The organism is Thalassococcus lentus (assembly GCF_028023555.1).
GTDB classification, from domain to species: domain Bacteria; phylum Pseudomonadota; class Alphaproteobacteria; order Rhodobacterales; family Rhodobacteraceae; genus Thalassococcus_A; species Thalassococcus_A lentus.
This window is the reverse complement of sequence record NZ_JAQIOY010000002.1, coordinates 483,589-510,292: the sequence shown is the minus strand read 5'-3', so window position 1 is coordinate 510,292 and position 26,704 is coordinate 483,589. Positions and strand designations below refer to the sequence as shown.

27 protein-coding genes are annotated in these 26,704 nt (G+C 59.1%); 8 read left to right on the top strand and 19 right to left on the bottom strand.

Features of this window, described 5'->3' with window-relative positions; genetic code table 11:
* Positions 1 to 7 precede the first annotated feature (7 nt).
* Positions 8 to 505, bottom strand: coding sequence for an acyl-CoA thioesterase (locus PFY00_RS07575; RefSeq protein WP_271431932.1), 498 nt, complete (start codon positions 503 to 505; stop codon positions 8 to 10).
* Complete coding sequence (locus PFY00_RS07570; RefSeq protein ID WP_271431931.1) at positions 502 to 933, bottom strand: cupin domain-containing protein; 432 nt, start codon at positions 931 to 933, stop codon at positions 502 to 504. The genes PFY00_RS07575 and PFY00_RS07570 overlap by 4 nt, the downstream gene beginning before the upstream one ends.
* A gap of 87 nt (positions 934 to 1,020) precedes the next feature.
* Between PFY00_RS07570 and PFY00_RS07565 the strand changes: the two genes are divergently transcribed.
* From PFY00_RS07565 to PFY00_RS07545, 5 genes are all read left to right on the top strand, one after another.
* Positions 1,021 to 1,635, top strand: a complete 615-nt coding sequence (locus tag PFY00_RS07565; RefSeq protein ID WP_271431930.1) for a holin-associated N-acetylmuramidase — start codon at positions 1,021 to 1,023, stop codon at positions 1,633 to 1,635.
* The gene (locus PFY00_RS07560) at positions 1,626 to 2,189 is read left to right on the top strand and encodes a holin family protein (protein ID WP_271431929.1); all 564 of its coding nucleotides are present in this window, start codon (positions 1,626 to 1,628) and stop codon (positions 2,187 to 2,189) included. The genes PFY00_RS07565 and PFY00_RS07560 overlap by 10 nt, the downstream gene beginning before the upstream one ends.
* Before the next feature lie 59 nt (positions 2,190 to 2,248).
* On the top strand, positions 2,249 to 4,216 hold the full coding sequence (locus PFY00_RS07555) for a heme lyase CcmF/NrfE family subunit (RefSeq protein WP_271431928.1): 1,968 nt from the start codon (positions 2,249 to 2,251) through the stop codon (positions 4,214 to 4,216).
* Complete coding sequence (locus PFY00_RS07550; protein WP_271431927.1) at positions 4,213 to 4,683, top strand: cytochrome c-type biogenesis protein; 471 nt, start codon at positions 4,213 to 4,215, stop codon at positions 4,681 to 4,683. Before PFY00_RS07555 ends, PFY00_RS07550 begins: the two co-directional genes overlap by 4 nt.
* Before the next feature lie 85 nt (positions 4,684 to 4,768).
* Complete coding sequence (locus PFY00_RS07545; protein WP_271431926.1) at positions 4,769 to 5,545, top strand: enoyl-CoA hydratase-related protein; 777 nt, start codon at positions 4,769 to 4,771, stop codon at positions 5,543 to 5,545.
* Between the two features lie 93 nt (positions 5,546 to 5,638).
* Here PFY00_RS07545 and PFY00_RS07540 read toward each other — a convergent pair whose 3' ends face one another.
* From PFY00_RS07540 to gltX, 3 genes are all read right to left on the bottom strand, one after another.
* Complete coding sequence (locus tag PFY00_RS07540; protein WP_271431925.1) at positions 5,639 to 7,258, bottom strand: hypothetical protein; 1,620 nt, start codon at positions 7,256 to 7,258, stop codon at positions 5,639 to 5,641.
* Positions 7,259 to 7,527: 269 nt separating this feature from the next.
* Entirely contained in the window at positions 7,528 to 8,826 is a 1,299-nt protein-coding gene (gene gltA / locus PFY00_RS07535; protein WP_271431924.1) for a citrate synthase, read from the bottom strand.
* Between the two features lie 96 nt (positions 8,827 to 8,922).
* Positions 8,923 to 10,335, bottom strand: a complete 1,413-nt coding sequence (gltX, locus tag PFY00_RS07530) for a glutamate--tRNA ligase (protein ID WP_271431923.1) — start codon at positions 10,333 to 10,335, stop codon at positions 8,923 to 8,925.
* 95 nt (positions 10,336 to 10,430) lie between these two features.
* Between gltX and PFY00_RS07525 the strand changes: the two genes are divergently transcribed.
* Positions 10,431 to 12,524, top strand: coding sequence for a ComEC/Rec2 family competence protein (locus PFY00_RS07525; protein WP_271431922.1), 2,094 nt, complete (start codon positions 10,431 to 10,433; stop codon positions 12,522 to 12,524).
* Here PFY00_RS07525 and lexA read toward each other — a convergent pair.
* From lexA to PFY00_RS07480, 9 genes are all read right to left on the bottom strand, one after another.
* Positions 12,518 to 13,213 (bottom strand): transcriptional repressor LexA, encoded by a 696-nt coding sequence (gene lexA / locus PFY00_RS07520; RefSeq protein WP_271431921.1) that lies wholly within the window; start codon positions 13,211 to 13,213, stop codon positions 12,518 to 12,520. The genes PFY00_RS07525 and lexA overlap by 7 nt on opposite strands.
* Before the next feature lie 129 nt (positions 13,214 to 13,342).
* On the bottom strand, positions 13,343 to 13,678 hold the full coding sequence (locus PFY00_RS07515; RefSeq protein WP_271431920.1) for a hypothetical protein: 336 nt from the start codon (positions 13,676 to 13,678) through the stop codon (positions 13,343 to 13,345).
* A 255-nt stretch (positions 13,679 to 13,933) separates the two neighbouring features.
* Complete coding sequence (locus PFY00_RS07510; protein ID WP_271431919.1) at positions 13,934 to 15,100, bottom strand: molybdopterin molybdotransferase MoeA; 1,167 nt, start codon at positions 15,098 to 15,100, stop codon at positions 13,934 to 13,936.
* Between the two features lie 4 nt (positions 15,101 to 15,104).
* The gene (locus tag PFY00_RS07505) at positions 15,105 to 16,004 is read right to left on the bottom strand and encodes a GIY-YIG nuclease family protein (protein ID WP_271431918.1); all 900 of its coding nucleotides are present in this window, start codon (positions 16,002 to 16,004) and stop codon (positions 15,105 to 15,107) included.
* Positions 16,001 to 16,477, bottom strand: coding sequence for a cyclic pyranopterin monophosphate synthase MoaC (gene moaC, locus PFY00_RS07500; protein WP_271431917.1), 477 nt, complete (start codon positions 16,475 to 16,477; stop codon positions 16,001 to 16,003). The genes PFY00_RS07505 and moaC overlap by 4 nt, the downstream gene beginning before the upstream one ends.
* The gene (gene trpC / locus PFY00_RS07495; protein ID WP_271431916.1) at positions 16,474 to 17,277 is read right to left on the bottom strand and encodes an indole-3-glycerol phosphate synthase TrpC; all 804 of its coding nucleotides are present in this window, start codon (positions 17,275 to 17,277) and stop codon (positions 16,474 to 16,476) included. Before trpC ends, moaC begins: the two co-directional genes overlap by 4 nt.
* Positions 17,274 to 17,918 carry a uracil-DNA glycosylase gene (locus tag PFY00_RS07490; RefSeq protein ID WP_271431915.1) on the bottom strand — a complete coding sequence of 215 codons (645 nt, stop codon included), beginning with the start codon at positions 17,916 to 17,918 and terminating at the stop codon, positions 17,274 to 17,276. The genes trpC and PFY00_RS07490 overlap by 4 nt, the downstream gene beginning before the upstream one ends.
* Positions 17,915 to 18,937, bottom strand: coding sequence for an anthranilate phosphoribosyltransferase (gene trpD / locus PFY00_RS07485; RefSeq protein ID WP_271431914.1), 1,023 nt, complete (start codon positions 18,935 to 18,937; stop codon positions 17,915 to 17,917). Before trpD ends, PFY00_RS07490 begins: the two co-directional genes overlap by 4 nt.
* Complete coding sequence (locus PFY00_RS07480) at positions 18,934 to 19,515, bottom strand: anthranilate synthase component II (RefSeq protein WP_271431913.1); 582 nt, start codon at positions 19,513 to 19,515, stop codon at positions 18,934 to 18,936. The genes trpD and PFY00_RS07480 overlap by 4 nt, the downstream gene beginning before the upstream one ends.
* A gap of 224 nt (positions 19,516 to 19,739) precedes the next feature.
* On the opposite strand from PFY00_RS07480, the gene PFY00_RS07475 reads away from it, so the two are divergent.
* Positions 19,740 to 21,302 carry a divergent polysaccharide deacteylase family protein gene (locus PFY00_RS07475; RefSeq protein WP_271431912.1) on the top strand — a complete coding sequence of 521 codons (1,563 nt, stop codon included), beginning with the start codon at positions 19,740 to 19,742 and terminating at the stop codon, positions 21,300 to 21,302.
* Here the strand turns inward: PFY00_RS07475 and PFY00_RS07470 are convergent.
* From PFY00_RS07470 to PFY00_RS07460, 3 genes are all read right to left on the bottom strand, one after another.
* Positions 21,293 to 21,976, bottom strand: coding sequence for a DUF1638 domain-containing protein (locus PFY00_RS07470; protein WP_271431911.1), 684 nt, complete (start codon positions 21,974 to 21,976; stop codon positions 21,293 to 21,295). The genes PFY00_RS07475 and PFY00_RS07470 overlap by 10 nt on opposite strands.
* Positions 21,957 to 22,130: a hypothetical protein gene (locus PFY00_RS07465; RefSeq protein ID WP_271431910.1), complete on the bottom strand. Its 174-nt coding sequence runs from the start codon at positions 22,128 to 22,130 to the stop codon at positions 21,957 to 21,959. Before PFY00_RS07465 ends, PFY00_RS07470 begins: the two co-directional genes overlap by 20 nt.
* A gap of 106 nt (positions 22,131 to 22,236) precedes the next feature.
* Positions 22,237 to 22,941, bottom strand: a complete 705-nt coding sequence (locus tag PFY00_RS07460) for a corrinoid protein (protein ID WP_271431909.1) — start codon at positions 22,939 to 22,941, stop codon at positions 22,237 to 22,239.
* 175 nt (positions 22,942 to 23,116) lie between these two features.
* Here PFY00_RS07460 and PFY00_RS07455 point away from each other — a divergent pair, with 175 nt between their 5' ends.
* Positions 23,117 to 24,214, top strand: coding sequence for a PA0069 family radical SAM protein (locus PFY00_RS07455; protein ID WP_271431908.1), 1,098 nt, complete (start codon positions 23,117 to 23,119; stop codon positions 24,212 to 24,214).
* A gap of 10 nt (positions 24,215 to 24,224) precedes the next feature.
* On the opposite strand, the gene PFY00_RS07450 is transcribed toward PFY00_RS07455, so the two are convergent.
* Both PFY00_RS07450 and bmt read right to left on the bottom strand, forming a co-directional pair.
* Entirely contained in the window at positions 24,225 to 25,469 is a 1,245-nt protein-coding gene (locus PFY00_RS07450) for a calcium-binding protein (protein ID WP_271431907.1), read from the bottom strand.
* Between the two features lie 127 nt (positions 25,470 to 25,596).
* Entirely contained in the window at positions 25,597 to 26,613 is a 1,017-nt protein-coding gene (gene bmt, locus PFY00_RS07445) for a betaine--homocysteine S-methyltransferase (protein WP_271431906.1), read from the bottom strand.
* Between the last annotated feature and the right edge of the window lie 91 nt (positions 26,614 to 26,704).

Here is a 26,704-nt window from a genome sequence, read left to right as displayed (position 1 = left end):
GCCGCGCTCAGCTTTTCTGTTCTGCGCCGTCCGCTTGAACGAAATGGTCGGCAAGCCAGTCCGGGATGTCCCAACGTGCTGAGCCGTCGGGCAACAGCAGGACAATCACAGCCACAAAACGCGCCGCCAGCACGGCGCCACCATCGCGTGCGACCCAAAGGTCCTGATCCATGATAAAGCTGGATTTGCGGAAACTGCGGGTACGGGCAGTGGCCACATAGACTTCGTTCTGGCGCACCTCGGACAGATAGTCGGTTTCACCGCGCCGAATGACGATGCGAGGCTCAACACCGGGTTTGCGATAGCTCGTCAGGCCGCATTCGGTGAAGTATTGAACCCTCAGAGACTCAAACCAGCGCAGGTATTCCACGTTGTTCACATGCGCCAGCTGATCCAATTCGCCAAAACGCACCCTGTCCGCCATGGCAATCGGCGCGATCTGATTCATGCCGAACGCGATCTGCTGTTCGGGGCTGAGCGGTGTGAGAAAAGGCAGCGCGGTCACGGGATGTCAAACTCGGCGGTTTTAAGTTCAAAGCCTTCGAATTGGAAACCCGGGCTGACGGTGCAGCCGACCAGCGTCCAGTCGCCGGTTGATCGGACCGCCTGCCAAAAATGTGCAGGCACGATCAGCTGGGGGCGTTCCCCGGAGGTCAGATCCGGACCCAGCGCCAGATCGCGGCGCGGGCCTTTTTCGGTCTCGCTGAGCGATAGAACCAACGGAGCGCCAGCGTAGTGATGCCAGATCTCTGTGGCATCGACACGGTGCCAGAGATTGCGTTCACCCCCCTTGAGCAGAAAATAGATGCAGGTTCCGGCGGGTCGGCCGTCAGCCGTATCGTCAATCCAGGTTTGGCGATAATGGCCACCTTCGGGGTGGGGCTGCAGGTCAAGCATTTCAATAACCTGTTCTGCCGTCTTTTCGCTGCTCATGGTTTCCGTACGCTCCGGTCAGTTTTGATTAACGCCCGCTGCGCAGGCTTGCCCCACTTAAAACCGCTTCGAGCAGGAGGCAAACCAATGGCAAGCAAAGTGCGGCAAATGGCCGAGGAAATCGTCGTTCGTGAGGGCGGCTATGTCAATGATCCCGACGATCCGGGCGGCGCAACCAAATTCGGCGTTACGATTCATACAATGCGGCGTCTTGGACTGGATCTGGATGGCGATGGCCGGATCACATCGCATGACGTTCAGCGACTAAGCAGAAAACAGGCCGTGGAAATTTTTCTGGAACACTACTTTTTGCGCCCCCGGATCGCTGAGCTGCCCGAGGCGCTGCACGAGACGGTCTTCGACATGTATGTGAATGCTGGTGGGAACGCGATCAAGATCCTTCAGCGATTGATGCGGCAGATGGGCGAGCCAGTGAGCGTGGACGGCGCGATTGGCCCGCAAACCATCGGTGCCGCCGCACGCGCGTATGCCAAAGCGCCGGACCACTTGGTGGATGCCTACGGAATTGCGCGGCGCAACTATTACTTTGGCATTGCAGACAGGCGCCCGGCCAGCCGCAAGTATGCCAGAACACGGGGCGGTCAAAAAGGCGGCTGGATCAAGCGCGCCGAAGAATTCATTTCGGATCGCTTTCATATGACCGAGGCCGAGTTTCGGGCGCGGACCGCATCATGGGGATGATTGAGCAGATTTTCGGGGTCCTGTTCGGATCCAACCGGAATGTTTTGGCGGAAACAGCTGAAGTGTTCCGCATCAATGCCGAAGCTGATGCAGTCCGATGGTCATCGTTGCAGGGCGCTGCGTTGGACCAGTTCGGGCGCGAATTCAGGATCGTCAGACGGGGGTGGTTTGATCGCCTGATGGACGCTCTGAACCGGGTTCCCAGACCGGCCATGGCGTTGGGAACCATGGGTTTGTTCGTAGCGGCCATGATCGATCCGATCTGGTTTGCCGCCCGCATGGCCGGGATTGCTCTTGTGCCAGAACCGCTCTGGTGGTTGTTGGCCGCAATCGTCAGTTTTTATTTCGGCGCGCGACATCAGGCCAAGGGGCAGGCGTTCCAGCGTGAACTGGCCGCCACCATCGCCACGGTTCCGCAGGTCATCCGGACAATCGACGCGGTCGAAAACATCCGGCAGGCCGACGATGACGATGTGGCCATGACGTCAGACAATCCCGCGCTTGCGGATTGGCAGGCCGGCAAACCACCGAGGCCAAGCCCCGCGACAATGTGATCAAACGCCCGGGCCGATTATGATTGGCCCGGGATATGCGCGGCCCTATAGTCCGGGGCATGGTTACAGAACTCGGACACTTCGCCCTCATCCTTGCCGCCTTGATCGCGGTTATCCAAACCATTGTTCCGTTGATCGGTGCGCATAAACGCTGGCCCGGCTGGATGGCTGTGGCCGAACCTGCCGCGACCACGCAGTTTTTGTTTGTTGCCTTTTCCTTTGCGGCTTTGACCTACGCCTTTGTGGTCTCGGACTTTTCCCTGCGGCTCGTCTATCTGAACAGCCACTCGGCCAAGCCGATGCTCTACAAGATTTCGGGAACGTGGGGGAACCACGAAGGCTCCATGCTGCTTTGGGTGTTGATCCTTGCGCTGTTCGGGGCAATGGCCGCATGGTTTGGTGGCAATCTGCCACCGACATTGCGGGCGCGCGTTCTGGCAGTTCAAGCTTCTGTATCTGTTGCCTTTTATGGATTTATCCTCTTCACCTCCAACCCGTTTCTTCGGATGCAGGTGCCGCCTTTTGATGGTCAAGATCTGAACCCTCTGTTGCAGGATCCGGGTTTGGCTTTCCATCCTCCGTTTCTCTACCTTGGGTATGTCGGGCTTAGCATCTGTTTCAGCTTTGCGGTGGCCGCGTTGATCGAAGGCCGCGTGGATGCCGCCTGGGGGCGCTGGGTGCGCCCTTGGACGCTGGCTGCGTGGGTGTTCCTGACGATCGGCATCGCGCTGGGATCATGGTGGGCCTATTATGAATTGGGCTGGGGTGGCTTCTGGTTCTGGGATCCGGTTGAAAACGCATCCTTCATGCCATGGCTTTTTGCAGCAGCCTTGTTGCATTCGGCGATCGTGGTCGAAAAACGCGAAGCGCTGAAAAGCTGGACCATCCTGCTGGCAATTCTTGCGTTTGGCTTCTCTCTGATCGGCACCTTTATCGTGCGCTCGGGCCTGCTGACATCGGTGCATGCCTTTGCCAACGATCCGGAACGCGGCGTGTTTATTCTGATGATCCTCGTCTTCTTTACAGGGGGTGCGCTGACACTGTTCGCAGCCCGGGCGCAGACCATGGAAGCAAAGGGCGTGTTTGGGGTCGTCAGCCGGGAAAGCGCCTTGGTTGCCAACAACATCCTTCTGGCAGTCTCCAGCTTTGTCGTTTTCGTGGGCACCATGTGGCCGCTGGTGGCCGAGATGTTCTTTGACCGCAAATTGTCGGTAGGGCCGCCTTTCTTCAACATGGCATTCACGCCCTTCATGATCGCGCTCGGCCTGTTGCTGCCCATCGGCTCCATGCTTAGCTGGAAGCGGGCCAAGGCTGGCCGTGTGGTGCGCAGCCTTGTGCCGGCCTTTATGCTCGCGGTTGCCTTGGCCGGGTTGGTCTGGGCGATGCAAACCGGGCGTAGTCTGATGGGGCCTGTCGGGGTCTTCCTTGGCGCCTGGCTGGTGTCGGGGGCTGTGACCGATCTGCTTAGCCGCACCGGGCAGAGCCGCGATTTGCGCCGCTTGTTCCGGTTGCCGCGCGCCGATTGGGGCAAGGCTGTCGCGCACAGCGGGCTGGGGATTACCATGCTTGGGATTGCAGGGCTGCTGGCTTGGGAACAAGAAGACATTCGCGTGGCCAAAGTAGGCGAGCCCTATAATGTCGGGCAATTCGAGCTGGAACTGCAGGATGTGAAACGCGTCGAAGGTCCGAACTATTTCTCGACCATGGGCGAGGTTTCCGTTCGCGTGGACGGCCAAGAGGTCGCGCATTTGTTCCCGGAAAAGCGGAACTACCCGGTGGCTCAGATGCCGACAACCGAGGCGGCGATCGACTATCGGTTCTGGCGGGACGTCTACGTTGTGATCGGTGATCCGCAAGGGCAGGACGCTTGGGTTGTGCGAACTTACATCAAGCCGCTGGCCAACTGGATCTGGGCGGGCTGCATTCTGATGGCGCTCGGCGGATTGCTCAGCCTGTCTGATCGGCGCTTCCGTGTCGCTGCGGGTGCGCGCAAAACTGCGCCAAAAGCAGGGGTGCCAGCGGAATGACGACCCTCATCAGAACGATAGCAGCCCTTTCGTTCGTGCTTGTATCGGCGCTGGCGGCACCTGCTGTTCAACCGGACGAAGTTTTGGATGATCCTGTGCTGGAACAGCGCGCACGTGTCCTGTCCGAAGGTTTGCGCTGTCTGGTTTGCCAGAACGAAAGCATCGACGAAAGCAATGCCTCGCTGGCGCGCGACCTGCGGCTGCTGGTGCGTGAACGACTGGTGGCAGGTGACAGCGACGAAGAAGTGCTGGACTTCATCGTTGAACGCTATGGCGAGTTCGTTCTGCTTCGCCCGACGACGGGGGGCTGGAACTGGGTGCTTTGGGCGACGGGCCCGGCTTTGTTTCTGATCGCCTTGCTTATGGGCGCGGCCTATGTCCGGGGTCGTTCAAAGGCCGAAGCGCCGAACGAGACCGGACTGACCGACGACGAACAAAAGCGGCTTGATGAGCTTTTGAAAGAGTAGGCACTGCGGTTATGACGCCGCGTTTGCCTTTGCCTTTTCGCACGCCCGTGTGTTTGATGCCCCAAACGCTTGCAGGAGCCAACAGATGCAATACGACACGATTACATTCACTTTAGAAGACGGCGTTGCAACCGTGACGCTGAACCGTCCGGATGTGATGAACGCGCTGAACACGCAGATGCGCGCCGAAATTACCGATGCCGTGAAACGGGGTGGCCGCGATGGACGGGTGGTTGTTCTGACCGGCAACGGCAAGGCGTTCTGTTCGGGTCAGGATCTGGGCGACCGGGCGAATGCCGCAAACCTCGATCTTGAGCGCACATTGCGCGACGAATACGTACCGATGCTGCGCGCTATCATGGACTGCCCGGTTCCTACGATTTCTGCCGTCAATGGTGCCGCAGCCGGAGCGGGGGCCAATCTGGCGCTCTGCGCCGATGTGGTGATCGCCTCCGAGGGCGCGTTCTTCCTTCAGGCCTTTACCCGGATCGGTCTGATCCCTGACGCCGGTGGCACGTGGTTCCTGCCGCGTCAGATGGGGCTGGCCAAGGCAATGGGCGCGGCGCTTTTCGCCGATAAGATCAGCGCACGTCAGGCTGACGAATGGGGCATGATCTATGAGGCGGTTCCAGAAGCCGGTTTTGACGCCCACTGGAAGTCGCGCGCCGCGCATCTGGCACAGGGGCCGACTGCTGCCTATGCCCACGTCAAGACAGCCTTGCGCGCGTCGTTTGAAAACGACATCGAAACCCAATTGGCATTGGAAGCCCGCCTTCAGGGCGATTGCGGTAAGACGCGCGATTTCAAAGAGGGCGTTCTGGCCTTTTTGGAAAAGCGTCCGGCCAAATACGAAGGCCGCTGACCCCGGGCTTTGCCGATTATATCCCGCTGAACGAAATCAGGGCGCGCTGGTGAAAACCAACGCGCCCTTTGGGTGCCCCCACCCAAAACAGGGTCAGACCATCATATCGGCCATGTCATCCTGTTGATCTGCACGATCTGTGGTCTGATCGTCGTTGTGATCCGCAGCCCGCATGACATCGTCATAGGTGACTGCATATTCGCCGCAGTCCGCGCCGCCATCGACAGGCACTTCGGTTTCTACGGTTTCAGTCACGGTGACGTTGTCGAAGTAGATTTCTTCGTTGCTCGCGCTGATGTCAGAATACATGTAGAGCTGCACGCTGCTTGCATCATCCAGTGCACCGCCGGAATAGCTGATGGTCTGGCTTTCAGCCGAGATGGACTGACCGGTTTCAGAGCCGACCAACGCGGTTCCGTCATCGTTCACCACATAGGTGTCGAGGTGAACCCAGGTCGTGCCATCCACGAGCGCCCAGACATCGAGGCTATCGCCATAGCAGCCACCGTCTTCGAAGTACTCCGTGTGCGGTGCGCGAGCATCAAAAGACACGGTTGCAGGGCCGTCCACGTCGACTTCGTCGAACCAGATCTGACCATCATCACAACCGTCGGTCTGCAACTCGCCGTTCCGCATGTCCCAGCGCGTGTGGTACTCGACACCAGCCGCATGTTCAGCGCTGACATTGGATGTGCTGTCGAAGGTTTCTTCGAATGCAACGTTTTCTTCGACGACGGTTTCGGTTGGACCTTCGTAGACAGTTTCGGTCACTTCGACATTGTCGACAAAGATTTCTTCGTTCGAGGCCGAGATATCGGCATCAAGAACCAGACGAACGCTATCCGCGTCTTCCAGTGCGCCGCCCTCGTAGGTCAGGGTCTGGGTTTCCGCAGTGATGGTCTGGCCGGTCGTGTCGCCAACCAGCGCGGTGCCATCGGCGTTCACGGTGAAAGTATCCAGCAGGACCCAGTCAGATTCGTTGACGTAGACCCAGACTTCGAGGCTGTCGCCGTAGCATCCGCCGTTTTCAAAGTACTCAGTGTGGGGCGCGCGGGCATCAAAGGAAATCTGTGCTTCGCCCGTCGTGGCGACGGATTCGAAATAGATATTGCCATCGTTGGCACCATTGGCTTCGAGCGCGCCGTTTGTGACCTGCCAGCCTTCGTTGTAGGCAACAATGTCGCTGTCAGTGGCGGAATGCAGACCGTCAAAGTCGTCGCTGGCCAGAACCAGTGTCACTTCGCTGCCTGTAGCGCCGTTGCCGCCAGTCAGGGCCATTCCGTTGCCGCTGTCAGAGTTGATGACGGCTGTGAGGTTGCTGAGATCGATGTCGTCTGCGGTCAATGGACGATCGCCATCCACGTAGAGTGTAAAGGCGGCCTGATCCACGTCACCCTGGCTTGTGTCGGACAGGGTGCCAAACTCGATCCGGACGTCATAGGCATCCTGAATCTGTGCGCCGTTGTTCATCTGGTTCAGTGTACCAGTGGCGACATCGAAGCCGGTTACGTTCTCGACATTGATGGACGGGTAGATCGTCAGATCCGCTGACACGCTGTCATCGGTCAGGTTAAAGAACAGTGCATCAACGTCGGTGACGGCAGGGTCGGTGGCAAAAACCTGAATGACCAGGTTGCCGGCATCTTCGATAACGACGACGCGAACCTGCGACTGACAGCCGAGCAGAACTTCTGTGTTGGTGGACGTGGACATGGGGGCAAACTCCGTAGACGGGTACTCAATTGCGACCCTTGTGCCTGCAAACTGCCCAATTCCTGCCCAATTTTAGCGAAACAATGCGTTTCCGCCACAATTCAGCCCCAATTGAAGCATGACGGGATGTGCCCCCGATACAATTTCGAATTTTCCGCAAACGTTATTTACGATCCGGAAACAGGCGGGTTTGTCTAAATGATGGCCCACAAACAAAAAAAGGCCCGCCTGAATGCAGGCGGGCCTTACGATTCGGAGGTGGCGGTGGATTAAGACCGGTTTTCGATATCCACATAGTCGCGCGTGGTTTCGCCCTGATAGAGCTGGCGCGGACGGCCGATTTTCATCTGTGGATCCGCAAGCTGTTCCGACCACTGCGAAATCCATCCAACCGTGCGCGACAGCGCGAAGATTGGTGTGAACATCGACGTCGGGAAGCCCATCGCCTCGAGAATGATGCCCGAGTAGAAATCCACGTTCGGGAACAGCTTCTTTTCTGCGAAGTAGGGATCGGCCAGTGCGGCCTTCTCCAGTTCCATCGCAACCTGAAGCAGCGGATTGTTTTCGACGCCCAGCAGTTCTAGCACCTCGTCGGCGGACTGCTTCATCACGGTCGCACGCGGGTCAAAGTTCTTGTAGACGCGGTGGCCAAAGCCCATCAGGCGGAACGGATCGTTCTTGTCCTTGGCGCGGGCGATGAATTCCGGGATACGATCCGGCGTGCCGATTTCCTTGAGCATTTCAAGGCAGGCCTGGTTGGCACCACCGTGGGCAGGGCCCCAAAGGCAGGCAATACCAGCGGCAATACAGGCAAACGGGTTGGCACCCGACGACGACGCAAGACGCACAGTCGAGGTCGAAGCGTTCTGTTCGTGGTCCGCATGCAGCGTAAAGATGCGGTCCATGGCCCGGGCCAGGATCGGATCGACGTGGTATTCCTCGGCAGGGACCGCGAAACACATGTGCAGGAAGTTGGCCGCGTAATCGAGATCGTTGCGCGGATAAACAAAAGGCTGTCCGATCGAATACTTGTATGCCATCGCCGCAATGGTGGGCACTTTGGCGATCAGACGGTGTGTTGCGATCTCACGTTCGCGCGCATCGGTGATGTCGGTGCTGTCATGATAGAAAGCAGCCATCGCGCCAACCGCGCCAACCATGATTGCCATCGGATGCGCATCGCGGCGGAAACCGCGGAAGAAGTTGTGCATCTGTTCGTGGATCATCGTGTGACGGGTGATGGTGCTCTCGAAATGCTCTAGCTCGGCCGCGGTGGGCAGATTGCCATAGAGCAGCAGGTAGCAAACTTCGAGGTAGTGCGATTTCGCCGCCAACTGGTCGATGGGGTAGCCGCGGTGCAGAAGCTCGCCCTTGTCGCCATCGATAAAGGTGATGGTGCTGTCGCATGCCGCCGTCGACGTAAAGCCCGGATCATAGGTGAAAACACCGGCCTGCCCATAAAGCTTGCGGATATCGATCACATCGGGACCGGCCGTTGGCGAATAGATCGGCAATTCAAAAGATTGCCCATCGATCGTCAGTGTCGCGGATTTATTGCTGTCAGCCATGTTGGATCATCCCTTCGTCTCATCGTGGGGCGCGGCCAGATCGTCAGGCCGTGCCAAATTGTATTCACGTGGCCAGAAGGTGCGAACGCGCGGCGTTCAGCTGTCTTCGGTGGCCGCAGCCTGGGTCAGTCGCGCAAGTGTTTCCTCGCGCCCCAGAACGAGCATCATGTCAAAGACCGAAGGCGTTGCTGCCCGGCCTGCGAGAGCGGCCCGCATAGGGGCTGCCAACTTGCCGAATTTGGTGCCTTGGTCCTCCGCGAAACGGTTCAAAACCGCCTCCAGATCGTCTCGCGTCCAGCTAGCATTTTGCAGGTGCGGCGTCAATGATCCCAGTATACCACGGGATACCGTATCCAGCGACTTGGCAGCCTTCTCGTCGGGTTCCACCGGAGTGGACGTCAGAATAAAATGAGCCTTTTCAAGAAGATCAGGGAAGGTCCGTGCGCGCTCCTTGAGGCAATAGAGCGCAGTCAAAAGACCGTGTTCCTGCGCGGCTGACAATGCATCCTTTCCGGCAGCAGCCAAATAGCCTTTAATTTCTTGCAGCAGCGCAGCATCTTCTGAAACCGCGATGTGTTGACCGCAGATATTTTCGAGCTTTTTGAAGTCCAGACGCGCGGGGCTTTTGCCGATTCCATTCAGGTCGAACCACTCTTTTGCCTGAGCATCAGTAAAGAATTCGTCATCACCATGGCTCCAACCCAGCCGGGCCAGATAGTTGCGCATACCGGCGGCCGGATAACCCATGGCCTGATATTCCTCAACGCCAAGCGCGCCGTGGCGTTTGGACAGTTTCTTGCCATCAGGGCCATGAATCAGCGGAATGTGGGCATAGGTGGGCGTCGGCCAGTCCATTGCCGTATATATCCCCATCTGACGTGCGGCATTGTTCAGATGATCGTCACCGCGGATGACGTGGGTCACACCCATGTCGTGGTCGTCAACGACAACGGCCAGCATATAGACCGGTGTGCCGTCCGAGCGCAGCAGGATCATGTCATCCAGTTGATCGTTTCGAATGCGCACATCGCCCTGCACCTGATCCTGGATGACGGTTTCGCCATCGCGCGGCGTTTTCAGACGCACCACATAAGGCGCATCTGGGTGGCTGGCCGGATCGGCATCGCGCCACGGGCTTTGGAACAGCGTCGAGCGTCCTTCGGCACGGGCGGCTTCGCGGAATGCTTCGATTTCGTCCTGTGTCGAAAAACACTTGTAGGCCGCACCCTTGGCGAGCAGCTCATGCGCCACTTCGGCATGGCGCTCGGCACCGGCGGCCTGACTGACGGCTTCGCCGTCATGATCCAGACCGAGCCATTCCATGCCCTTGAGGATTGCGGCCGTGGCCTCTGGTGTTGATCGGGCACGGTCGGTGTCTTCGATCCGAAGCAAAAATTTGCCGCCGCGTCCGCGGGCATACAACCAGTTGAACAGCGCAGTTCTTGCGCCGCCGATATGCAGGTAACCGGTAGGCGAGGGGGCAAAGCGTGTGACGACCTGATCGGACATGGTTAACCTTTTGCTAAGGGGTGGTGTGGCACAAGTTGAGCGTTCCTTAACCATCCCCCCGCCCATGAGCAAGACTGGGGCAAGCCGAGGCCTGCATGCTGGGACCACTGCAAAGCGCTGTGCTGGGTCAGCGCGGATTTCTGTTTCCGTGGTCCCCGGTCTTTCTGGCAATCGGAATAGGCGGTTATTTCGCGCTCAAACAGGAACCTGCGATCACCTCGCTTTGGCTGGCCGGGCTATTCGGACTGGGCTGCATCCTTTGGCAAAGACGGCTCGGAGCCACTTGGGGGCCGATGCTGTTGGCTTTGGGTCTGACGGCGTTGGGGTTTTCGCTGGCAGGGAACCGGGCACATCAGGTTGCAGGTCCTGTGCTCGACTTCCGATACTATGGCGCCATCGAGGGCCGGATTGTTGGAATCGACCGCAGCGCATCGGACGCGGTACGCCTGACGCTGGACGAGGTGGTTCTGGAAAGGATGTCACCCGCCAAAACACCCCACAGGGTCAGAATATCATTGCACGGAGAGCAGGGGTTCATCGATCCGAAGCCGGGCGCCCGCATCATTCTCACGGGTCATCTGTCTGCGCCTAATGGTGCGGTTGAACCGGGCGGTTTTGATTTTCGTCGCCATGCCTGGTTTCTTGGTCTGGGCGCTGTGGGATATACGCGGACCCCCGTGCTTCTGCTGCAAGAGGCTGGTCGCGGGCAAAGCGTGTTCAAGATACGCATGCGTTATTCAGCGCATGTGCAACGCATGATACCGGGCGAAGCCGGTGCATTTGCAGCCGCTGTCACAACTGGTGATCGGTCCGGTATGGGGCAGGGCACCTTACAGGCGCTGCGGGATACGAACCTTGCGCATTTGTTGGCGATCTCAGGTCTGCACATGGGTTTGCTGGCGGGGTTTGTCTTTGGCGCTCTGCGACTGGTGCTGCTGGCTCTGCCCGCCACACGGCATAGACGCGCCACCAAGAAAATTGCGGCGGCGGCTGCCTTGATGGCAGCCAGCGGATATCTTGCCTTGTCTGGCGGCAATGTCGCGACTGAACGGGCCTTTGTGATGGTGGCGGTGGCGCTGTGTGCGGTCGTGCTGGATCGGCGGGCCTTGTCCTTGCGGGCGGTGGCCATTGCCGCGTTGATCATCCTGTGCTGGCAACCCGAAGCGTTGCTGGGCCCGGGCTTTCAGATGTCTTTTGCTGCAACGACGGCACTCGTGGCGGTCTTTGAGAAAATCAGCAAAATGCGCGGTCAACGCCGCGCGCCGCGTTGGAGCGTCCCGTTTGTGTCCTTGGTGGTCTCCTCTGCGGTGGCCGGGTTGGCGACTGCCCCGATTGGAATGGCCCACTTCAATCAGATCGCGCATTTCGGATTGATCGCCAATCTCGTTTCGGTGCCGATCATGGGGTTGGTTGTCGTGCCAATGGCGGTTCTGGCTGCTTTGTTGCTGCCGTTTGGGCTGGATTGGATGCCGCTCGCGCTGATGAAACTGGGTTTGGAGTGGATCTTGTGGGTCGCTCAAACGGTTGCGCAATGGGATGGCGCGGTTGGAACGATTGTTGCGCCGGGTCCACTGGTTTTGCCATTGCTCGCACTTGGTGCACTGTTCACAGCACTATGGCAGGGCAGATTGCGTGTTGTAGGGGCGCTGCCCATTGCTCTGGCTGCGGTGCTTTGGGCGCAAACGGATCGCCCGGACATTCTGATTTCTGCAAACGGGGCGCTCGTCGGGGTGATGACCGATCAAGGGCGTGCGCTGTCCAAGGAAAAGGGCGCTGGGTTCGTTGCTCAGAATTGGCTGGAAAACGATGGATTTGGCGGCGATCAGGCTTTGGCTGCTGCGCTTTGGAAGGATCGGCCTGCGCCGCGCCGCGCGCAGGTATCGCTCGGGCCGTGGTCATTGGTCCATCTGCAGGGCAAGCGTGCCGTGGCGGCCTATCAGGGCTGTGAGGGTGAACAAATCCTTGTGGCCAGCGTTGCCTTTGAACTGAAAGGGGCGTGCCGCGTCTTTGATCCGAGCCGGCTGAAACAAAGCGGCGCCGTGGCGCTTTGGCTGTCTGACGGGCAACTGAGAATAAAAACGGCGGCCTCGGTGTCGGGCCGCCGTCTTTGGAATGGTGCAGATCCGCGGCCCATTGCGTTTGCATGGGCAGTCCCTGCGGTCAGAGCAGGGACGGCACCGGATCAATAGGTGCGGATCAAGCCGACCAGTTTGCCTTGAACGCTGACCGACCCCTTGGGCAATACCCGCGACTCATAGGCTGGATTGGCCGCCTCGAGAACGACCATGTCGCCGCGATTGCGCAGACGTTTCAATGTCGCTTCATAGCCTTCGACCTGCGCAACGACGATGTCGCCTTCGTCTGCGACCGTGGTTTCGCGTATCACAACAACGTCGCCGTCGTTGATGCCCGCATCAATCATCGAGTCGCCCTTGACCTCAAGCGCATAGTGCCGACCCTGTCCGCTCAGCATCTGGCCGGGAACAGCGATTTGCGGCGGCACTTCGTTGATCGCTTCGATCGGAACACCCGCTGCGATCCGGCCCATCAGCGGCAGTTCGGACACGCCGGAGGCGGTCACACTTTGCGCGACGCTGGGTTGATGATCGGGGCGATCGCCATCAATGACCTGTGGGGTAAAGCCCGCGGGTTTGCCACCCATGCTGTCTGGCAGCTTCAGGATTTCGAGGGCGCGCGCTCTATGTGGCAGGCGGCGGATAAAGCCGCGTTCTTCCAGAGCAGTGATTAAACGGTGAATACCGGATTTCGAGCGCAGATCCAGCGCGTCCTTCATTTCATCAAAACTGGGCGGCACCCCGTCGCGGGTCATCCGTTTGTTGATGAATTCCAGTAGATCCAGTTGTTTCTTGGTCAGCATGCTCGGCCACCTTTTCCCGTTTTGTTAACGTTTGTTCTATTTGTGTTCTTGTTTTGTGTCAACAATTTTGAAAAGGAGGCCGATGCTATGCTGAGGTTTATCCTTTTTTTGTGCTCACTGAGTGTCGGACTATTTGGAGGCGACTTTCAAGGCGCGTTGGTCCGTGTGCTTCTGGGACAGGTTTTGAAAACCCCGAAACAATTGGCTCTCGTCCTCGGGATCGGCGAGGTTAAGCTCCACATGAGTGATGATCTGACGCCGTGAGAGAGGGCGACCTGTTTTGCGGTATTCGTCGCTAAGTTCCGCCAGACTGTCCGCAAGGTTTGAGACATTCGACAATCCACTGCTGCGGATGATGGATTGACCTTCTTTGCTGGCGCACCACTGCGTGATGGTCCGATGGATGTCGTGATCACTGTCTGCGGCGTCGTGCAGGATGTCCCTTATGATGCTGAGAATGATCATCCGTCGCCGGTTTGCAAAAAATGGTCGGTGTGGTTTCTTTCGTTTGGGTTTTTGGTTCAAGACGTGCTCCGTTTGTACCGTTGAAGTGTTTAGTTATGGCCCGTTAGCACGTTTAAGTTGTTTAAAGTGTATGGTAAATATTAAATTTCCGGATAGGTTGAAATTTGCCCATATTGTTGACAATACGCGCATTTTTGGTTTCGTTTGTGCAAATTTAATCTAGATCTGCAACGAGAAGATCAGGCTTGATCGCCTTTAGATTGAAATGAACTCGACCTGCTCACCGACATCAAGTGCAGGGCTGTCAACGGGCCTGACAATCAGCGCGTTTGCTTCACCCAATATGCTCAGCAGACTCGAATCCTGACGTCCGAAAGGCTGCAGTTCGCCATCACGAAGGCGGGCCCGCATGTAGTGCTCGCGGGGGCCGTTGCGGGACACTGCTGCACCAAGAGGGGCGATCTGACGCGGCGCAGGCACCGCTGGCAATCCCATCATGGCCCGGACAACGGGCGCAACAAAGATATGTCCGCACACCATTGCAGAGACAGGGTTGCCGGGCAGGCCGATCATCATGGTCTCGCCCAGACGACCGGACATCAACGGTTTGCCCGGTCTCATGGCAACCTTGTGAAAGGCCCGGTCCAGGCCCATGCCGGATGTTACTGAGGCCACAAGATCATGATCGCCGACCGACGCGCCGCCGATGGTGACAATCAGATCCGCGTCCTCCGCCAGAGAAATGACAGTCTTGAGCGATGCTTCGTTGTCTCGGGCAATGGGCAGCAAACGCGGTTCGGCACCCAGATTGCGCATCAAGGCATGCAAACCAAAGGTGTTCGAGGCGATGATCTGATCCGGGCCGGGCGTATCGCCGGGCATGACCAGTTCGTCTCCGGTCGAAATCAGCGCGATCACGGGTTTGCGGGCCACGGGAACCTGCGCAATGTTCATCGACGCCAAAAGCGCGACATCCTGAGGGTCCAACAGGCGCGGCGCCGCCACGCTGTCGCCAATGTGGAAGTCGCCACCTGATGGGCGGATGTAGACATTCGTATCCAGATTGTCGCCAATGGTGATCGTGTCGCCGTTGCGCTGCACGTCTTCCTGAATCACGACGCGGTTTGCGCCCTCGGGCACTGGCGCTCCGGTAAAGATCCGCACGGCCTCTCCCGCCGCGACAGCGCCTTCAAAACGATGGCCCGCAGCGCTTTCACCGATGACGGTCAGGATGTCGCCGGGTGACGCCTCTTGCACCGCATAGCCATCCATGGCCGAGGCGGCAAAGGGCGGCTGTTCGCGCCGGGCCTGCACGCTCTTGGCCAGAACACGTCCCGAGGCATCCAGCAAAGGTACGTCCTCAACCCCGGTGTTCGGGGCAATCGAGAACAGTTGCTCTAGCGCTTGGGTGACGGTGATCATGTGGCTACTCGTTTGTGTCCAATTTTGACAGCGCATCTTCTTCCCACTCGGCGTAGGTGCGCCCATCCTCACGAAGCTTCCATTCAGTTCGGCCATTGGAGGATCGTCCAAGAATGGTGGCAGCAGCCGTGCTAAGACTTGAGAAGGCGTAATTCTCTTTGAACACTGACAATTCGGGGCCCACTTCGACGATGTCTGAGTTCAGCAAATGCGCGTGTTTTAGTTGGACGTGTTCGTGGTACTTTGATTTTCCGACCCAGCGGCTGACCAATTGCGAACCAGACTCAACGATGACCTCACCGTTTTCGAGAAACGCGGTTGCTCTAAGACCTCTTTTGGCAAGTCGCAGTTCCAGTTCTACTCTTGAGGTAGCCTCTGAGATGGAGTGGCTCGGGGAAGGTCTCTTTTTGGATTGAAACAAATCCACACGGATTGCCGGGAGAACCATTTGAAGAGTTGATAGAAAGCTCTCCATGTTGGCTGTGGCGGCCTCGTTAAGACTTGGCCGCGAGGGAATATTGCCATTTTCCAACGGACAGATCTGAGCGTCCTTTGCGATTTCCACCAGACGGCTTTCTAGATATTTCACATGTGCTTTGTGCAGTGCGTCGCCGGCAGTCGTTATGAGTATAGCGTCGTTCCACCACTCTTTCTGGCTGAGATGTTGGCGTAGGCGTTCTGCCATATTTTCCGCTTCGCCTATATACGCCAATTCACCAAAATCGTTTTCGCCCAGAAGCAAGTAAACGCCGGTCTGCTTGGCTTCACGGCGTTTCAAACCATCGGCCAATTGGGTTTTGGGCAGCCTCAGCACGTGACCAGTCCAATTAAAGACCTCGGCCGTCAGCATTCCATCAGGGCGCCCATCAACGAAAAACAACTCTAGCGAACGACCGGTGATCATGTGGCTTCGTACCGACCCGATTTTCCACCGTCTTTGAGGATCACGCGGACGCCGCCGATTTCCATGCCTTTGTCCACCGCCTTGACCATGTCGTAGACGGTCAGTGCGCAGGTCGATACGGCGGTCAGCGCCTCCATCTCGACGCCGGTTTGGCCGGTTGTCTTCACAGTCGCTTCGATCCGCAAACCCGGCAGTTCAGGATCCTGTGTCAGATCGACGGTTACCTTGGTCACGGGCAGGGGGTGGCACAGTGGGATCAACTCGGGGGTCTTCTTGGCCCCCATGATCCCGGCCAGTCGCGCCACGCCGACGACATCGCCTTTTTTGGCGCGACCTTCGGTGATCAGATCAAAGGTTTCGCGCTGCATCTTGATGTAGCCCTCGGCGGTTGCAATCCGCGAAGTGACGGCCTTTTCGGACACGTCCACCATGTGGGCGTGGCCTTCGGCATCGAAATGGGTCAGGCCGCTCATGCTGGCACCGGGTTCTTGAGCAGCGTTCTGGTCGCCGCGGTGACATCGTCCTGCCGCATCAAGCTTTCGCCGATCAGGAAGGCGCGGGCACCGTGGGCAGCCATATCCGCAAGGTCAGCCGGTGTGTTCAACCCGGATTCGGAAATCAGGAATCGGCCTTCGGGAATGCGTTTGGACAGCTCACGGGTTGTGTCCAGCGTTGTCTCAAAGGTCTTGAGATTGCGGTTGTTCACTCCGATCAGCGGGCTCTTTAGCGCAAGTGCGCGATCCAGTTCCTCGCCGTCGTGGACCTCGATCAGCGAATCCATGCCCCAGCTCGTGGCGCAGTCTTCAAGCTCTTGCGCCTGCGCATCCGAAACCGAGGCCATGATGATCAGAATGCAATCAGCCCCAAGCGCACGGGCTTCGGCGACCTGATAGGTGTCATACATGAAGTCCTTGCGCAGCGCGGGCAGGCCGGTTGCGGCGCGGGCCTGCACAAGAAAGTCCTTGGCACCCTGAAAGCTGGGCGTATCGGTCAGCACCGAAAGGCAGGTCGCACCTCCGGCTTCATAGGCAGCGGCAAGTTTGGCTGGCTCGAAATCCGCCCGGATCAGACCTTTTGACGGTGAGGCCTTCTTGACCTCGGCAATCAGTCCGTATTCGTGTGTGGCGGCTTGCATCAGCGCGGCTGCAAAGGGGCGCACCGGGCTGGCCTCACGGGCCGCGGCCTCGACGTCTGCGGCGGGGCGCTTGGCTTTGTCGGCGGCCACTTCTTCCAGCTTGTAGGCCTTGATCTTGTCCAGAATGGTCTGCGTCATGGGTCCGTCCAGTTGATCGGCGTGTCCCCTCTGGCTTTAAGCCAGTCGTTCACGCGGGAAAAGGGGCGCGAGCCGAAAAAGCCGCGCCGGGCTGACAGCGGCGACGGGTGCGCGCTGCGCAAAATCAGGTGATCCGCGCCCGATATGGCAGGCTCAAAGCCTTGGGCATGGTTCCCCCAAAGGACAAAAGCGCGTGGACGCTCGTTCAGGCTGGCCAACACATCGCGGGTCAGATCTGACCACCCCAGCTTGGCATGTCCGCCGGCGTCACCGGCAGGCACACTCAGCGCAGTGTTGAGCAGCAGAACGCCCTGAGCGGCCCAGAAGCGCAAATCACCGGATTCGGGTGCCGCGCCAAGATCGCTTTGCAACTCTTTGAAAATATTACCCAAAGAGCGGGGTAAGGGGTGCACGTCGGGCGCAACGGAAAAAGCCAGGCCGTGCGCATGGCCGGGCGTTGGATAGGGATCCTGCCCCAGAATGACCACCCGAACGTCGCTGGGACTGCAAGCCTCAAGCGCGGCAAATCGCATGGAGTCGGGCGGCAGGATCTGCCGGGTCTCAGCCGCAAGGCGCTGTTCCAGCGCTGGCCAGCGTGTCTGAAAGAACGGCAGATGCTGCCAATGAACAGGCGCGTTCATGCCCGTGATTGTGTGAACGTCGCAAGCGCTTCGATTTTGCCTTTGGCCGCGCCGCTGTCGATGCTCTCGCGGGCCATCTCGACGCCCTGCTTGAGATCGCTGGCCTTGCCCGATACCACCAATGCTGCGGAACCGTTCAGCAAAACGGCGTCACGATAGGCCGATTGCGCGCCATCCAGCAGTGCAGCAAAGGCCTTCCCGTTGTCTTCGGGTGACCCTCCCAGAATGTCTTCAAAGGGATGCGTGGGTAATCCGGCGTCCTCTGGGTGCAATTCCGTTTCGCGGATAGATCCGTCTTCTTCCAGAGCGGCCACCCATGAGACACCTGAAATGGCAAGCTCATCCGTGCCGTCAGAGCCGTGAACCAACCAGGCCCGTTCTGACCCAAGCTGCCCCAGAACTTCGGCCATGGGTCTGATCAGGTCACGGGTAAAGGCGCCGGTCAATTGGCGTTTGACGCCCGCGGGGTTGGTAAGCGGGCCAAGGATATTGAAAATCGTGCGGGTGCCCAGCTCTGCGCGGACCGGGCCCACATGCGCCATCGCAGGGTGGTGCATCGGCGCCATCATGAAACAGATCCCGACCTCGGCCAGCGCGTCTTCGGCGGCCTGCGCGCCAATCATGACTTCGACGCCCATCTGTCCCAAGGCATCTGCCGCACCGGATTTTGACGACAGGTTCCGGTTGCCGTGCTTTGCAACAGGCACGCCTGCGCCTGCGACCACAAAGGCCGTGGCGGTTGAGATGTTCAGCGTGCCTTTTCCATCGCCGCCGGTGCCCACGATGTCCATCGCGCCTGCGCGGGCAGCAACCTTGTTGCATTTTGCCCGCATGACCGCAGCGGCGGCCGAGTATTCATCAACGGTTTCACCACGGGTGCGCAGCGCCATGAGCAAGCCGCCGATCTGCGCTGGGGTTGCGGCCCCTTCGAACAGGATCGTAAAGGCCGTTTCGGCTTCGGCGCGGGTCAGCGGGCGGTCGGCGGCTTGGCCGATCAGGGGACGGATATCGTCGCTCATGCGGTCTCTTTCGCGAAATCTAGGAAGTTTTTCAGCAGCGCGTGGCCGTGTTCGGATGCAATGGATTCCGGGTGGAACTGAACGCCATGGATGGGCAGCTCGCGGTGCGACAGGCCCATGATTGTGCCGTCTTCGAGCGATGCCGTAACTTCGAGGCAGCTGGGCAGATCATCCCGCCGCACAACGAGGCTGTGATAGCGTGTGGCAGCCAGCGGCGATGGCAGCCCCTTGAAGACCCCGCCGCCTTCGTGGTGCATCTGGCCCATCTTGCCGTGCACGATCTCATCATGGCGTACCACGGTGCCACCAAAAGCCTGCCCAATGGTCTGATGGCCAAGACAGACACCCATCAGCGGCGTTTTTGTCTCTGCGGCGGCCTCGGTCAGCGCGAGGCAAATGCCGGCCTGATCGGGTGTGGCCGGACCAGGGGACAATACGATTCCGGCTGGGTTCAGGGCCATGGCCTGCTGCACATCCAGCGCATCATTGCGAACCACCTTCATCGTGGCGCCAAGTTCGCCGAAATAGTGGACCAGATTATAGGTGAAACTGTCGTAGTTATCGATCAACAGGAACATCGGTTCGGGCTTTCGGGTTGCTGGAATTCACCAGTCTGCGGTCATGCGGTTCTTGGGTCTGGCGGCGTTGGCCTATGTCGCGGTATACATGCGCAGGCAGGCCAAGCGGCGTCAAGCCTTCGCCCCGTGTTCAGAGCGCAACCCGGGTAGAGAAAGGCACAGGCGGAACCGCGGGCCGGTCAGCACAGGATGTGGCTGACCAATCAGGGCAAAGGGCGGAAGCAATGGCACGAGGAACGTTCGCAGGTATTGTTTGGGGCACTGTCGCGGCCGCGATCGGGGCAGGGGGTCTTTCGATTGCGATGGGTCCGCCAGACCGCGCTGACGACCAAGCGGCTGATGCGACCGCAACACAGATTGAGGCGCCCGCGGAACCGGCCGTTGATTCCGCTGCCGAAACTGCGCCCGAGGTCGCTGCGGCGCCGGATGCGCCGATGGAACCCGAGGCGGGTGACGCGGTTGCGCTGAGCGCGCCTGCCGATCAACAGGCTGCCCCGGCAGCGCAGGATGCCCCTGCATTGGCCGCGCCATCAGAGCAGGATTTGCCAGCTCAGCCTCTGGCGCGCCCCGTTGCCCCGGCGGTGGGTGTTGCGCCTGAGGGTTTGGCGGAGACTGATCCTGCGCCACAGGATGCCGGTGCTGCCGTTGGCGCCGGATCGGATGCAGCCCCGGATCAGGCTGAGGCTCTGATTGCACCGGATGCTCCGGATGCGGACGCCTCGCCCGGCGCGCCGGAAGACCCAACACGCCGCCCTGAAGTTCCCGAAGCCCCGGTTCAGGCCGATGCCGCCCCCGCGCAAGAGGGTGCGCTGGATGCGCCCAAGCCCGAAGCGCCGGTCAACGCCGCTCTGGGTGCCGCTGGTGGTGCACTGACAGCCCCAGACGCGGATGGTATCCCGGAATTGGACGTTGCCCCGGCTGATCCTTTGCCAGCGCAAGAGGAAGACGTGGCTTTGGCTGCGCCGGAACAGGGTGCTGCGCGGCCTTCGATCGGCGAGCCAGCCGGATCTCTGATCGGGCGTAACAGTGCAGTGACCCAAAGCCGCTTGCCGCGAATTGGTGCGGCTGATCCTGCAGCGGCTGCCCCGGCTATTGCCGTATCACAAAGCAGTCCCCTGATGCAGTTTGCTGCGCCCGCAGACCCCGAAGCGGGTGTGCCGCGTTTCGCTGTCGTCCTGATTGACGACGGCAGTGGGCCATTGGGCCCCGAGGCTCTTCGTTCGTTTCCCTTTCCTCTGAGCTTTGCGATTTCCTCAGGACATCCGGACCCGGCTGCTGCGGCTGCTGGGTATCGTGCGAATGGATTCGAGGTCATGGTTATCGCGAATGTGCCCGAAGGTGCGCAGGCCACCGATATCGAAGTGTCCATGCAGGCGGCTCTGGACATCGTGCCAGAGGCGGTAGCAGTGCTCGAAGCACCGGAAGGCGGGTTGCAGCAGAACCGTCAGACCTCGACACAAGTGGCCGAGTACCTCGCCTCAACCGGGCATGGCCTGCTGTTGCAGGCCAAGGGGTTGAATACCGGCCAACAGCTTGCTGTGCGCGCCGGCGTTCCGTCGGCAGCTGTATTTCGGGACCTGGACAGTGAGGGGCAGGCCACCGGCGTGATCCGACGCGTGCTGGATATGGCGGCTTTGCGTGCCAGTCAGGAAGGGTCCGTCGTGCTGGTTGGACGGGTGCGCGCTGACACGGTTTCGGCGCTGATCCAATGGGGTCTGCAGGATCGCGCAGGCACCATATCGTTGGTCCCGGCCTCGCTCATCTTGCAGGAATCGCTTCAACCCTGATCCGGTTCGGCCCAGGTCTTCATGGTCTGGGCCAGATCACCATAACCTGTTTGGCGGTGCTCGAATTTTAGGCCAAGACGATTGGCCTGATCCTGCGCCATGGCTGTCAGCTTTGGATCTTCGGTCTGCGCCAGATAAACCAGTGTTTCGTAATGCGCGAAATACATGTCTCTGAGTTGCGGGTGGCGATCCAGCCCGAGCGGTTTCCAGACAAAGGCATCAAACTGACGCACCAGAAAATCGGTCAGATAGAACGCTGTCACCTCGCCGCGCTCTGCGAAGGCGTCGATTCCGTCAAAGAATGCGTAGCAATGCGGCCCGGGCACCATCTCTACGCCCAGTTCCTCGCAGGCCGCTGCAAGCAGTCCGCCGGTTCCGCAGTCTGCATAGACAACGCAGATGCGATCATAGTTGTCTTTGTGCTCGGCAATGGCTTCGCGGACAGCCGGGGTGATCCGTTCTGGATGGTTGTGCAGGATCGCGGGCAGGCAGGCCAGATCGAGATGATCCCAGCCGTTCATCCGTTTGATATCCAGGATTTCGCGGGCGAGCGCCCCACAGGCCAACAAAAGCGTTCGGCCTTGTCCGGCCGGTGCAAGGCCGGAATCGGTCAACGTGTCGGGGGACAGGGGCTCTGCGGTGACAGCCGTGGTGTCAGGCTTGCCCGTCGTCATGGGGAACATGGGCCATCGCCCAGCGAGCGGCCAGAGCTAGACAAAGTGCGAGTGGCAAGACTGTCATGAGCCCAAAGGCGTTCAGCGCCCAAAGGGTAGCACCCGCTGCAGCAAGAACGAAAACGACCAAAAGGGCAAAGGATGTGACAGGCATACCGATCTCCTACTGAGGCCAGTATGCGGCAGATTTTTGCAAAGAAAAAGGCCCCATCACAAAGATGGGACCTTTTGGCAGGAATTGTCTCGGGGCTGTGCAAGATTCAGCCGGCCGCCATCTGATTGTGCTTGCGGGACATGAAATCCTTGGCCGTTTCAACCGCAACAGCCGCATCGCGGCAGTAGGCGTCTGCACCGATTGCTTTGCCGAACTCTTCGTTCAGAGGCGCGCCGCCCACCAGAACGACATAGTCGTCGCGAATCCCTTTTTCGACCATCGTGTCGATAACGACCTTCATATAAGGCATGGTCGTGGTCAGCAGGGCGGACATTCCCAGAATATCCGGCTCTTCGGTGGCAATGGCATCGAGATAGTTTTCGACGGGGTTGTTGATCCCCAGATCGACGACTTCGAAACCGGCCCCTTCCATCATCATCGACACAAGGTTCTTGCCGATGTCGTGGATGTCGCCCTTGACAGTGCCGATGACCATTTTGCCCATGCGCGGTGCGCCGGTTTCCGCCAGAAGCGGCTTGAGAATGGCCATGCCGCCTTTCATGGCGTTGGCAGCCAGCAGAACCTCGGGCACGAACAGAATGCCGTCGCGGAAGTCATGGCCGACAATCGTCATGCCACCCACGAGCGCCTCTGTAAGTACGCGGTACGGTTCCCATCCGCGTTCCAGCAGAATGTTCACACCCTCTTCGATCTCTTCCTTGAGACCATCATAGAGGTCGTCGAACATCTGTTGGACAAGTTCCTCGTCGTCGAGTTCGGAGAGGATGATGTCGTCTTCTTCGTCGGACATTGCGCTATTCCTTCTGAAGGGGCATGCCACCGCATACCCCGGATATACCTGACTATTCGTCGTTTTGTTTGCGATTCAATTGCCGGATTGCGACCAAGAGCGCGCAGGTTCCGACGCGCGGGGGATCGAATTCGTTCGGATTGCAAATGTTCTTATTATGTTCCATATTTGCCTGATGTCTTCCGAATTGCCCAAATCCCTCCGTCCGGTGCCCAAAGAGCAGCGCCGGGGCAGGGGTGCGATCAGCCGGAATTCGGGGCGATACGAACGGTTTACCCATGCCGATACGCATGACGGCTGGGACATCCCCGAGGATCGTCCGATCCTGCGGACGCAGGTCAGTCTGGAAAGGCCGCGCAGTGCGATCACCTACCAGCGTTCGCCGGACTTGCCGTTTGACCGCTCCATCAACCCGTACCGGGGGTGTGAACATGGATGCATCTATTGCTTTGCGCGGCCGACGCATGCCTATCTGGGCCTTTCGCCGGGACTGGACTTTGAAACGCGGCTCATTGCGCGGCCTGCGATCTCGGAGGTTCTGGCCCAAGAGTTGCGCAGAAAATCCTATCGCGTCGCGCCTCTGGCAATCGGGACGAATACTGATCCCTATCAGCCGATCGAACAGGAGCAGGAAGTCACACGGTCCATTTTGAGCGTTCTCGCAGCGCACAGGCACCCGGTTGCGATCGTGACCAAGGGCAGTCTGATCGAACGAGACATCGACATTCTGTCCGATATGGCAAAGCAGGGTCTTGCGCGGGTCGGGATCTCGGTAACCACTTTGGATCGCAAGCTTTCGCGCTCGATGGAGCCGCGCGTGCCGGACCCTGAGCGCAGATTGAAAACCATCCGCCGGTTGGTGGAAGCCGGCATTCCCGTCCGGGTTATGGCCTCGCCGATTGTGCCGGCCCTGACCGACCCCGAGCTTGAAGCAATTCTCGAGGCGGGGGCTGAGGCCGGCGCCACGAGCGCAAGCTGGATCATGCTGCGCCTGCCTCTTGAGGTGGCGCCGCTTTGGCGCGAATGGTTGGTCGAGCATTACCCCGACCGCGCAGAGCGGGTTTTGAACCGGCTGCGGGAAATGCACGATGGCAAGCTGTATTCCGCGCAATGGCACACACGCATGCGCGGGGACGGGCCCTATGCCCAGATGATTGACCAGCGGTTTCGGCACGCCGCGCGGCGTTTGGCGCTGAACACCCCGCAACCAGCGCTGCGCAGCGACCTGTTTGCCGTGCCGCCCCGAAGGGGCGACCAGCTGTCTTTGTTCTGATGCGTCTGTGTCAGAAAATGAAATCATCGGCTGTCAAATCAGATGCTTGTAGCGTTCCGCCTGCGGAAGATACGAACAGAACATCGCCACCATAATCGATGCGCACGCGTCCACCGCTGACGTCACGAATGGTCAATTCGGCAAAGTTGTTGACGTCCAGCAGAACGATCCGGTCGATGCCATCCTCGAAATCGTTGATCCGGTCTGACGCGCCGTCGTCACGCAGAACGAACCGATCTGCATCAGCGCCGCCGATCAGGATATCGCTGCCATCGCCGTCAGACAGGCGGTCGCGCCCGCTGCCGCCAATCAAACGGTCATTGTCCGCACCGCCGTATAGGAAATCATCGTCAATACCACCGACCAGAACATCTTCTCCGCTGCCGCCGCGCAAGAGGTCCTCGCCGCGTTCGCCGCGCAAGACGTCGTCCCCGGCGCCACCGACCGCGTAGTCATCACCGTCGCCACCATAGGCTGTATCGTTGCCAGAGCTCAGCGTTGCGATATCGTCACCCGCTTCGCCAAAAACGATATCGTCAAAGGCTGTGCCAGAAACGAGATCGTCGCCGGCCGTGCCGTTGTAGGTCAGTGCGCCAGACCCATCGCGAACGGTGATCGTGTGTACCTCGTCGCGCGAGAGCCCGTCGCTATCGGTGACCCTGAGGATGATCTCGAACACAGCGTCGCCAGCGCCGTTAATCGTGACTAGTGCGTTGTTGGCCAGGTCGGACAGTTCCAGACCGTCAAAAGCAACGAGACGGTTTCCCGCAACGGTCAGGGCGCCGGTTGGGTCGTACAGAATGGCGTAGTCGAAGTAAGGTTCGTTATCGACGTCAGTGGCGGACAAGGTGCCAATGACCACGCCGCTGTCGGTTTCGTCAATGACCGCGTTTGACAGGATCAGATCACTGGGTGCGTCCGGGCGTTCCCAGATCGTAACCCAAAACTCGCGGAAAGATCGTGTCCCGGAAAATTCCCAGATCCAAGTAACCCCGAGCTCTGCACCGTAGGCATTTGCCGCTGGTAGTCCATAAATCTCGACAGTTCGCCAGCCAAGTCCAGAGACATTTACATTCGTCCCGGACGATACTGGTGTAAGGGCAGACGTCGTACCGTTTGCAAAGACAACTCTTGAGTAGAGCTGGATGTTTGAATTGGTCGAAACGGCTTCTAACTCGATCGCACCGGCTGAATTGGTTCGATATTCGTCCAGTAGAAAATAGCCATTGTCTTCGTAAATCGTGTGGGTGGGCATAAGAATACCTGTCTTTTGGTTGAAAAATTATCGGTATCCATAACGCAACCATGCCTCGACTTGCGCAGCAAGGGATTCGTTATTCTTGTGGTTGTTTGCGGGGTGCCAGAGCGGTCTGTGCCGCTGCTCAGGCGCGGCGTCGGCGGCTGCGGCGCTCGCGGGTGGGGCCGGTGGCGTCGCCGGTTCCATCGCTTTCGGAACTAAATCCGCCCAAGGCAGTGGTGATCTGATCCAGCGTCGGGCGCGCACCCCGAGATCGGGTTTCCAGTGCCTCACGCATAGAGCGCAAGTGTTCCGGCATGGTTCCGCAACACCCGCCAATGATCTTGGCGCCGCAATCCCGCGCGAGAATCGCGTAGTCAGCCATCAGTTCCGGTGTGCCGTCATAGTGAATATGGCCATCCACGTATTTGGGAATGCCTGCGTTACCCTTGGCGATCAGATGACGCTCTGTACCCTGCGCTGAAAAGCCCAGAACCGTGCGCAACAAATCCGACGCCCCCGTGCCGCAGTTTGCCCCGAATGCAATAGGCGGGTTTGGCAGTTCTTCGACCAGTTTTACCATGGCTGACGAAGTGACCCCCATCATCGTACGCCCCGCAGTGTCAAAGCTCATGGTGCCGCACCATGGGGCGTCGATGTTTCCAAAGGCTTCGGCCGCGGCCAGAAACTCTTCGGGTGCGCTGATGGTTTCAACCCAGAGCACGTCTGCGCCACCGTCCATGAGGCCCTTGGCGGTTTCTTCGAACATCTCCACCGCGCTCTCGTGGCTCAGTGTTCCTGCAGCGCCCATGATCTCGCCTGTTGGACCGACAGAGCCTGCAACGATAACGTCGCGCCCCGCGGCATCAGCGACTTCGCGGCCAAGTTCTGCGGCCAGTTTGGAAAAGTGATAGGCCTTGTCTGCTGCATCATGCAGCTTGAGGCGCGACGCATTGGCCCCAAATGAGTTGGTCAGGAACAGGTCAGAGCCAGCATCGACTGCGCCGCGGTAGAGCGCGCGGATCTTGTCAGGCTCATCCTCATTCCAGAATTCGGGCGCGTCTCCGGACATAAGCCCCATGTTGAACAGGTTCGTACCGGTTGCCCCATCGGCGAGAAGCCAGTCACGGGTTTCGAGAGCTTTGGAAAGTGCATTGGACATGAGTGGTGTTGCCTGCGTTGTTTTGCAGACCACATCTCATGCTCGCAGGGTTCAAGGCAAACTCATAATCTGCATGTTAAACATGAATGTG

What these genes read in the sequence shown, in the direction of transcription:
- PFY00_RS07570 (WP_271431931.1), bottom strand. Translation starts at nt 933, where the DNA reads ATGAGCAGCGAAAAGACGGCAGAACAGGTTATTGAAATGCTTGACCTG.
- PFY00_RS07565 (WP_271431930.1), top strand. Translation starts at nt 1,021, where the DNA reads ATGGCAAGCAAAGTGCGGCAAATGGCCGAGGAAATCGTCGTTCGTGAG.
- PFY00_RS07560 (WP_271431929.1), top strand. Translation starts at nt 1,626, where the DNA reads ATGGGGATGATTGAGCAGATTTTCGGGGTCCTGTTCGGATCCAACCGG.
- PFY00_RS07555 (WP_271431928.1), top strand. Translation starts at nt 2,249, where the DNA reads ATGGTTACAGAACTCGGACACTTCGCCCTCATCCTTGCCGCCTTGATC.
- PFY00_RS07550 (WP_271431927.1), top strand. Translation starts at nt 4,213, where the DNA reads ATGACGACCCTCATCAGAACGATAGCAGCCCTTTCGTTCGTGCTTGTA.
- PFY00_RS07545 (WP_271431926.1), top strand. Translation starts at nt 4,769, where the DNA reads ATGCAATACGACACGATTACATTCACTTTAGAAGACGGCGTTGCAACC.
- PFY00_RS07540 (WP_271431925.1), bottom strand. Translation starts at nt 7,258, where the DNA reads ATGTCCACGTCCACCAACACAGAAGTTCTGCTCGGCTGTCAGTCGCAG.
- gltA (WP_271431924.1), bottom strand. Translation starts at nt 8,826, where the DNA reads ATGGCTGACAGCAATAAATCCGCGACACTGACGATCGATGGGCAATCT.
- gltX (WP_271431923.1), bottom strand. Translation starts at nt 10,335, where the DNA reads ATGTCCGATCAGGTCGTCACACGCTTTGCCCCCTCGCCTACCGGTTAC.
- PFY00_RS07525 (WP_271431922.1), top strand. Translation starts at nt 10,431, where the DNA reads ATGCTGGGACCACTGCAAAGCGCTGTGCTGGGTCAGCGCGGATTTCTG.
- lexA (WP_271431921.1), bottom strand. Translation starts at nt 13,213, where the DNA reads ATGCTGACCAAGAAACAACTGGATCTACTGGAATTCATCAACAAACGG.
- PFY00_RS07515 (WP_271431920.1), bottom strand. Translation starts at nt 13,678, where the DNA reads ATGATCATTCTCAGCATCATAAGGGACATCCTGCACGACGCCGCAGAC.
- PFY00_RS07510 (WP_271431919.1), bottom strand. Translation starts at nt 15,100, where the DNA reads ATGATCACCGTCACCCAAGCGCTAGAGCAACTGTTCTCGATTGCCCCG.
- PFY00_RS07505 (WP_271431918.1), bottom strand. Translation starts at nt 16,004, where the DNA reads ATGATCACCGGTCGTTCGCTAGAGTTGTTTTTCGTTGATGGGCGCCCT.
- moaC (WP_271431917.1), bottom strand. Translation starts at nt 16,477, where the DNA reads ATGAGCGGCCTGACCCATTTCGATGCCGAAGGCCACGCCCACATGGTG.
- trpC (WP_271431916.1), bottom strand. Translation starts at nt 17,277, where the DNA reads ATGACGCAGACCATTCTGGACAAGATCAAGGCCTACAAGCTGGAAGAA.
- PFY00_RS07490 (WP_271431915.1), bottom strand. Translation starts at nt 17,918, where the DNA reads ATGAACGCGCCTGTTCATTGGCAGCATCTGCCGTTCTTTCAGACACGC.
- trpD (WP_271431914.1), bottom strand. Translation starts at nt 18,937, where the DNA reads ATGAGCGACGATATCCGTCCCCTGATCGGCCAAGCCGCCGACCGCCCG.
- PFY00_RS07480 (WP_271431913.1), bottom strand. Translation starts at nt 19,515, where the DNA reads ATGTTCCTGTTGATCGATAACTACGACAGTTTCACCTATAATCTGGTC.
- PFY00_RS07475 (WP_271431912.1), top strand. Translation starts at nt 19,740, where the DNA reads ATGGCACGAGGAACGTTCGCAGGTATTGTTTGGGGCACTGTCGCGGCC.
- PFY00_RS07470 (WP_271431911.1), bottom strand. Translation starts at nt 21,976, where the DNA reads ATGACGACGGGCAAGCCTGACACCACGGCTGTCACCGCAGAGCCCCTG.
- PFY00_RS07465 (WP_271431910.1), bottom strand. Translation starts at nt 22,130, where the DNA reads ATGCCTGTCACATCCTTTGCCCTTTTGGTCGTTTTCGTTCTTGCTGCA.
- PFY00_RS07460 (WP_271431909.1), bottom strand. Translation starts at nt 22,941, where the DNA reads ATGTCCGACGAAGAAGACGACATCATCCTCTCCGAACTCGACGACGAG.
- PFY00_RS07455 (WP_271431908.1), top strand. Translation starts at nt 23,117, where the DNA reads ATGTCTTCCGAATTGCCCAAATCCCTCCGTCCGGTGCCCAAAGAGCAG.
- PFY00_RS07450 (WP_271431907.1), bottom strand. Translation starts at nt 25,469, where the DNA reads ATGCCCACCCACACGATTTACGAAGACAATGGCTATTTTCTACTGGAC.
- bmt (WP_271431906.1), bottom strand. Translation starts at nt 26,613, where the DNA reads ATGTCCAATGCACTTTCCAAAGCTCTCGAAACCCGTGACTGGCTTCTC.